Here is a 6,000-nt window from a genome sequence, read left to right as displayed (position 1 = left end):
TCGGCGATCCGGCCGCGGAACTCGGCGGCCTCGCGCTCCTCGGCGGCGAACGCGCGGACCGTCTCCATGTTGGTCACCACGTCGGCGACGTGGCCCGACACGCGCACCTTGGCCGCCTCGCGCCGGTCCACCAGCACCTGCCGGCGGCGGATGAACGGGGTGACCATCAAGCCGGTGACGACGATCAGTCCCACCAGGACGACGACCAGGAGCGGGTGGTAGCGCCACAGAATCACCGAGGCGAAGGACAACGGGATCACGTTGGCCACGACCGAGAAAGTGAGGGTGTCGGCGAAGTTTTCGAAGCCGCCGGAGAAACTCAGTATCCGTTTGGTCAGTGAACCGGCGAAGTTGTCATGGAAAAACGCGGTGTCTTTGGCGAGCAACTCGTCCATGCCGACGATGCCGAGCCATTCGATGCCTCGGCCGTTCACCCGGTTGAGGAAGTGCAACCCCGCTCGCCACAGCGCTTCGCCCGCCAACATCAGGCCGGCGAAGCCGAGAACGTAGGGCAGGAGCGCGCCGCGGCCGCTGTCCCCGCCGTCGGCCAGGTGCCCCACCAGGGCGGCCACCACCAGCGGTGTCAGGTAGAACAGGCAGGTATTCCCGAGCGCCGGTAATGTCATCGCCGGAACCGAGATACGCCACTGACGGCGCAGCACATCGCAGTAATAGCGCAGGGCCAGCAGAACCGCTCGCTGCCGAGCCGACCCGCCGTCCCTGGAGCCACCTGGTACTCCTAGCACGGGCACCCACCCTCCACACCGCTGCCCTCCCATGCTGCCTCAGGCCGTCCAAGTAAGGCGAACGTATTTCGCGCAGGCTCGGAGTGATCGCCGGGTATCTCAGAAACAGCGGATGGACAAGATCATCCCGTCGAATTTCGAAAAGCCTTCCCCTTACAGCCATCTCTGGTCGGCCTTCCGTGGCGTTCAACGCACTGTCATGCCGCTGAGCGAGTGTGTCTTTGTGTGATTGCCCTGGTGCGGAGAACCAAGGCCAGTGTCTCGGCGAGCGAACAGGCTGTCCCGTCCAGGTCCAGCAGCGCGACGTGGGCAGATTGCTGCAGATGCGAGGCCTCGTCGTCGGCCTCACTTGTCGGGTGAGTGTTCTTGACCCCATGAGCTGAAGACACCAGTGATGACAGCCGAAGCCGCCTCCCCCTCGGGCATCGGCGCTGCCGCGTCGTCGGTCCTCTGCCACCACGTCGCGCTGCTGAGCACTTATCACCATCGCGCGTTTTGCTCATGCAATTGATCTGGGTGGCTCGAGTTTCATTGTGGCTCGTCAGCAGCGAGACCCCCTTGGAGGATCCATGAATGGCCTGGTCCGCACGTGTGGCCGCAGCACCCAGACCACGAACCATCGGCCCGACGGACGCTCGGTCGAAGACCTCGGCGGCCGCCCAACGGACTTCTACCGATCCCTCGGTAGTGCATCCCAACCCTGCGAAACGAACCGGCGGGGCGACCGCTGTCGCCGAGTTGGTGGCCATCGTTGGTCTGGCCCCGCAGGGCGCGCACGAGCCTCTCCGCTCTGCCTTCCCTGAGGCGCTCATCAACAAGGTCGGCGTGTCCTGGATCCGCGCGGCCAAGCCCGAGAGGAACTACTTGTTCAACAACGCCGTCGACGGGCTCAAGGGCGGGCCGCTTCGACGTAGCGGGTTCAACAAAGTAACCAACTGGCGGCACGTGGTGAAGGCACTCGGCGTCCCGAACCTGCACTTCCATGACCTTCGGCACACCGGTAACCAGCTCGCCGCCGACATGGGCGTCTCGACCAAGAACCTGATGGCGCGCATGGGCCATGACAACGAGCGGGCGGCGCTGCGCTACCAACACCGATCGGCCAAGGGTGACCGCATCATCGCCGATGGCCTTGACGCCCTCGTCCAGGCGGAGCGCGACCAGGGCGACGAAGAGGACGGCGACGACGATGGGACGTTGGTGCCGGTGGCCTAATGGCCCGCTAATGGCCCGTCAGTGATGACAGTGAAAACGATCAAGGCCCAGCGTCGGGGATCATGTCCCTGGCCTGGGCCTTCTCAGTGAGCGGGTGACGGGAATCGAACCCGCGCTGTCAGCTTGGGAAAAACAATTGGCGTCCATTTTAGACGTTGGCACTCTGGTTCATTACTGGCTAAACTCCAGGTCAGCAGCATGATCACATGTCGCACCGTCCAAGATCATGTCAATGCGTCACACCTGATCCATTGACATGAGATTGCCACAGGAGCCAGATCGGGGGCCCTCCAAAATGGGTAGCACGCGCACACGTGTCACAAAAGCCGGAAATGTCCGATACCAGGCGCTGTACTTCGACCTCCAAGGCAAGCTGCGCTCCGCGGGAACCTTCTCCCGGGAGAAGGATGCGGAAAGCGCATGGCGAAACGCAGAGGCGAAAATCCGAACCGGCCAGCCATGGGATCCTCAACGCGGAAAACAGAAGTTCCGATATTACGTCGAAGAGAAGTGGCTACCACACCACGTCATGGAGCCAAGCACACGCCAGGACTACACCTCCGCGATCTACAAGCACATCATGCCGTACTTCGGGAACATGAAGATGCGCGAGATCTACCCGGAAAACATTCAGGAGTGGATCACGTGGCTCAAGGCGCGGGGCGTAAAGCCTCGCCGGATCCAGTACTGCAAAGTCTCGATCCTCAACGCAATCTTCACAACGGCACTGCGAGACAACATCATCGCTATCCATCCGAGCCGAGGAATCAAGACCGATCCCGTGCCGGAGAAGATTCGCGAGATCATCACAGCCGAGCAGTTCGAAGCCATCTACAAGAATCTCCCAAACGCGGACGCGCAACTCCTCGTCGAAACCGATATCGAGAGCGGGCTCCGCTGGGGAGAGTTGAGCGAACTCCGCGTCAAGGATCTCAACTTCGAGACGGGCATCCTCACCGTGAGCCGGGCAGTCGTTGAACTCAGCCGGAAGAACCACCCTGAGGGCAAGCGATTCCTCGTCAAGGAGTACCCCAAGAACAAAAAGCACCGGAGGTTCAAGCTCAGCCCCCAAATCGTCGCCAAGCTCCAAGCACATGCGACGGCGTACAACCTTGGGCCGGAGGATCTATTCTTCGCGCGCCGGTCCACGGAGGACGCCATAGCATGCCTCCGACCGGTCGAAGGACCGCCGACATTCGTCGCACCCAACGGACGGACCTACACCCACGGGACGATCACCGCCTACAATCTCGGCAAGTGTAAATGCGATCGCTGCCGAGGCGCCTACGCCGAGTACCGCGCGAAGCGACGCGCCCAAGGCATGGACAACCCGCGGAAGCCCCGGATCGTCGACCGCGACCCGCACATCTCAGCGAACTGGTTTCGGATCCACTGCTGGTACCTGGCGCGTGAAGCCGCTGGCCTGACCTTCAAGCCACGCGTCCACGACCTCAGACACGCCCACGCCTCCTGGCTCCTCGCCGGCGGCGCCGACCTCCAGGTCGTGAAGGAACGCCTGGGACACCTCAAGCTCTCCACGACCGAAAAGTACCTCCACACCCTCCCCACAGCGGACGAAACCGCACTCACCGCCCTCAACAAGATCCGCAACGCAGACAGAAACGAACCAACGGCCGAGGAAGGCCTCGACAACCAGCTCGCTCAAGCCAACGAGGAGATCGGCCGCCTACGAAACCTGATAACCGATCTGACCATCGCCCAACACAGCACCAACGACAGACGTCTACGCCCTGCTTGATCCACCGCTTTGGGTGTCCTTGGCAGCTGCAGGGGACACCCAAAGCCATTCACTCCTGTGCGCGCCTGGCGGGACACAGATGTAGAGCGCGTCCAAAGTCTCCTCGTCGAGCATCTCGTCGCGAGAGCGGTACGGCTCCCCCGGCCAGTTCAGCCAGACGTCGGGCCCTGTCGATGCGGAGGTCGGCGACCGCGGCCACCTGCACGTCCTCAAGCCCGGCCAGCGGCTCGGCATGCCGCATCACGGCAGTGCCCGCCAGCTGCGGCTTCGCGGCATTCGTGGCCGCCATGCCCCCGCTGGTGAAGCGCCAGTAGCCTGATGCCACGTCGGCAGCACAGAACGGTGACCGTCACGTTGGTCAGCCTTCTACTCCGACTTTGTTGCGCCGGCCGGGGCGTCAGTCTTTGTCCCGGGCGTCGCGGATCATGTCGCGGACCCGGTCCATGATCGCGGCGGGCGGGCCGGCGAGCATGTTCTTCTTCGCGCTCTCCACGCCGGGCCGGGGGTGCGTGGGCGCGGTCCCCTCCGCGGCGCGGACCGCGGCGGCGAACCCCTTCAGCTGCGCCGGGCTGAACTCGTCCCGCAGCCGGTCGAACTCGTAGCGCTCCTCGGCGCGGGCATGCGTCAGCACGTCCATGCGGAGCTTGTCGAGCGACTTCAGGAACGCCGGGTCGCCCGGGTCCATGCCGTCCAGCTCGGACAGCACCTCCTTCGCCTCGCGCTCCTCCGCCAGGCGGTCGTCCACGATGCCGTCACCGCCGGGCAGCGACCGCGCCATCGGGTGGATGATCTCCTCCTCGGCGGTCTCGTGCACGGCCAGCAGCCGCACCAGCTTCTCGAACGCCTCCTTGCGCTCCTGCCCCTCGGAGTGCATCACCAGGTCGAACAGGTCGCGGATCTGGCCGTGCTGCGCCTTCAGCAGGTCGATCACATCGTCGGTGGACGAGTACTGCCCTTTCGTCGTGCTGCTCACAGCTTTCCTCGCTTCGTCGGTACGGGCCGTCACTGGTACGGCTGGGCGCGCTGGCTCTGCACCGGGTGCGGGCCCTCGGTCTCCAGGCGGTACTCCTCGCCGAACTTGTGCTGGTGGTCCTCCATGACCTGATCGCTCGGCGGGCGCTCCGCGTTGATCCTGTCCTGGTACTCCTCGAACCGCCGGTGCGCCTCCTGGACGTACCCGGTGCCCAGCGTCGTCCAGTCGAACTGGGTGGCCAGCAGGTCCCGGATGAGCGTCTTGTTCGGCTCGAAGGTGACCGGCTCGGGCAGCGACGGCGCCAGGATGCTCTCCGGGTCGCGGCCGTCGTGGCGGCGCATCAGGTCGCAGGCGATGTGCAGGTGCTCCAGCTCCATGTTCAGATGCAGCTCCCAGATGCCCTTCACCCGCGGGTCGCTCTCGGTCTGCATGAACGAGTAGTACAGGTAGCACTCGTTGTACTCGTGGTTGACGAGCCGCTCCCACCACGTCTCGCCCGGGTCCACCAGCGACTCGTAGTGCGTGACGTGCTCCTCCTCCACCAGGCCGATCTCCTGGTAGAGCTGCCGCGCGATCGGCTCCATGTACATGGGGCCGACGTTCATGTAGAAGTTCATCGTCTGCTGCTCGGCCGCCATGATGGTCAGCGCGTGCAGCTTCGACATCGGCGCGGCGGCCTCGCGGTCGTAGGGCTCGCGGATGTTGTCCATCGGGTGGCGGTGGTGCAGCCGCGTCGGCCGCCCCGGCATCGCCTCGGTGAGCTGGTCGATGATCTTCTCCGCCTTGCGGTGCTCGATCATCTCGTACAGGTTGGCGTACCGGTACAGGTGGTCGAAGTCCTCCAGCAGCCCGAACTCGTAGGCCTGCTTCAGATACGGGTCGGGCTCCTGCCGGGCGACCCAGCCGGTCAGATCGACCGCGACCTGCTCATAGGAGATCGTGGTCTCCAGCACCGACGCCTGGCCGGGCAGCAGCCAGTTGACGACCTTCTGCTGCTGCTGCTCGATGAACCGGACCTGCGCCAGCTGCTGTTTGACCTCCAGATCCGGACAGATCCGGTTGAAGTGATGGCTGAACATGATCGCCTCCACCTCGATGCCGTTCATCGCGATGATGCGGCACTTGGTGTAGGGATCGGAGGTGTCGGGATCGACGGGAGCGACATCCAGCTGACCCCAGTTGCGGAGTTGGTCGTCCAGCGGGATACCGCGGTGTTCGAGCGGGTTGAACGCCACCAGGCTCACCCTTCCAGTGAGAGCGGATCTTCACCCGGGTGCGTCTACCCGGCACGCCCCGGACCGCACCTC

At 64.2% G+C, this 6,000-nt stretch carries 5 protein-coding genes; 2 read left to right on the top strand and 3 right to left on the bottom strand.

The window, feature by feature from the left end; genetic code table 11:
• The coding region (locus AB0C35_RS43985) for an ABC transporter transmembrane domain-containing protein (RefSeq protein WP_358469910.1) at window positions 1-662 on the bottom strand (662 nt) is incomplete at its 3' end.
• Window positions 663-1,433: 771 nt separating this feature from the next.
• Between AB0C35_RS43985 and AB0C35_RS43980 the strand changes: the two genes are divergently transcribed.
• A complete protein-coding gene (locus tag AB0C35_RS43980; RefSeq protein WP_358469907.1) occupies window positions 1,434-1,961 on the top strand; it encodes a tyrosine-type recombinase/integrase in 528 nt (175 codons plus the stop codon).
• Window positions 1,962-2,256: 295 nt separating this feature from the next.
• A complete protein-coding gene (locus tag AB0C35_RS43975) occupies window positions 2,257-3,720 on the top strand; it encodes a site-specific integrase (RefSeq protein WP_358469904.1) in 1,464 nt (487 codons plus the stop codon).
• Window positions 3,721-4,117: 397 nt separating this feature from the next.
• On the opposite strand, the gene AB0C35_RS43970 is transcribed toward AB0C35_RS43975, so the two are convergent.
• Entirely contained in the window at window positions 4,118-4,693 is a 576-nt protein-coding gene (locus AB0C35_RS43970; RefSeq protein WP_358469901.1) for a hemerythrin domain-containing protein, read from the bottom strand.
• Window positions 4,694-4,722: 29 nt separating this feature from the next.
• Entirely contained in the window at window positions 4,723-5,928 is a 1,206-nt protein-coding gene (locus tag AB0C35_RS43965; protein ID WP_358469898.1) for a hypothetical protein, read from the bottom strand.
• Window positions 5,929-6,000: the final 72 nt, after the last annotated feature.

It is taken from the genome of Spirillospora sp. NPDC048819 (assembly GCF_040650055.1).
GTDB lineage: Bacteria > Actinomycetota > Actinomycetes > Streptosporangiales > Streptosporangiaceae > Spirillospora.
Note: the sequence above shows the minus strand (reverse complement) of the source record. Positions and strands in the feature narration are given on the sequence as shown.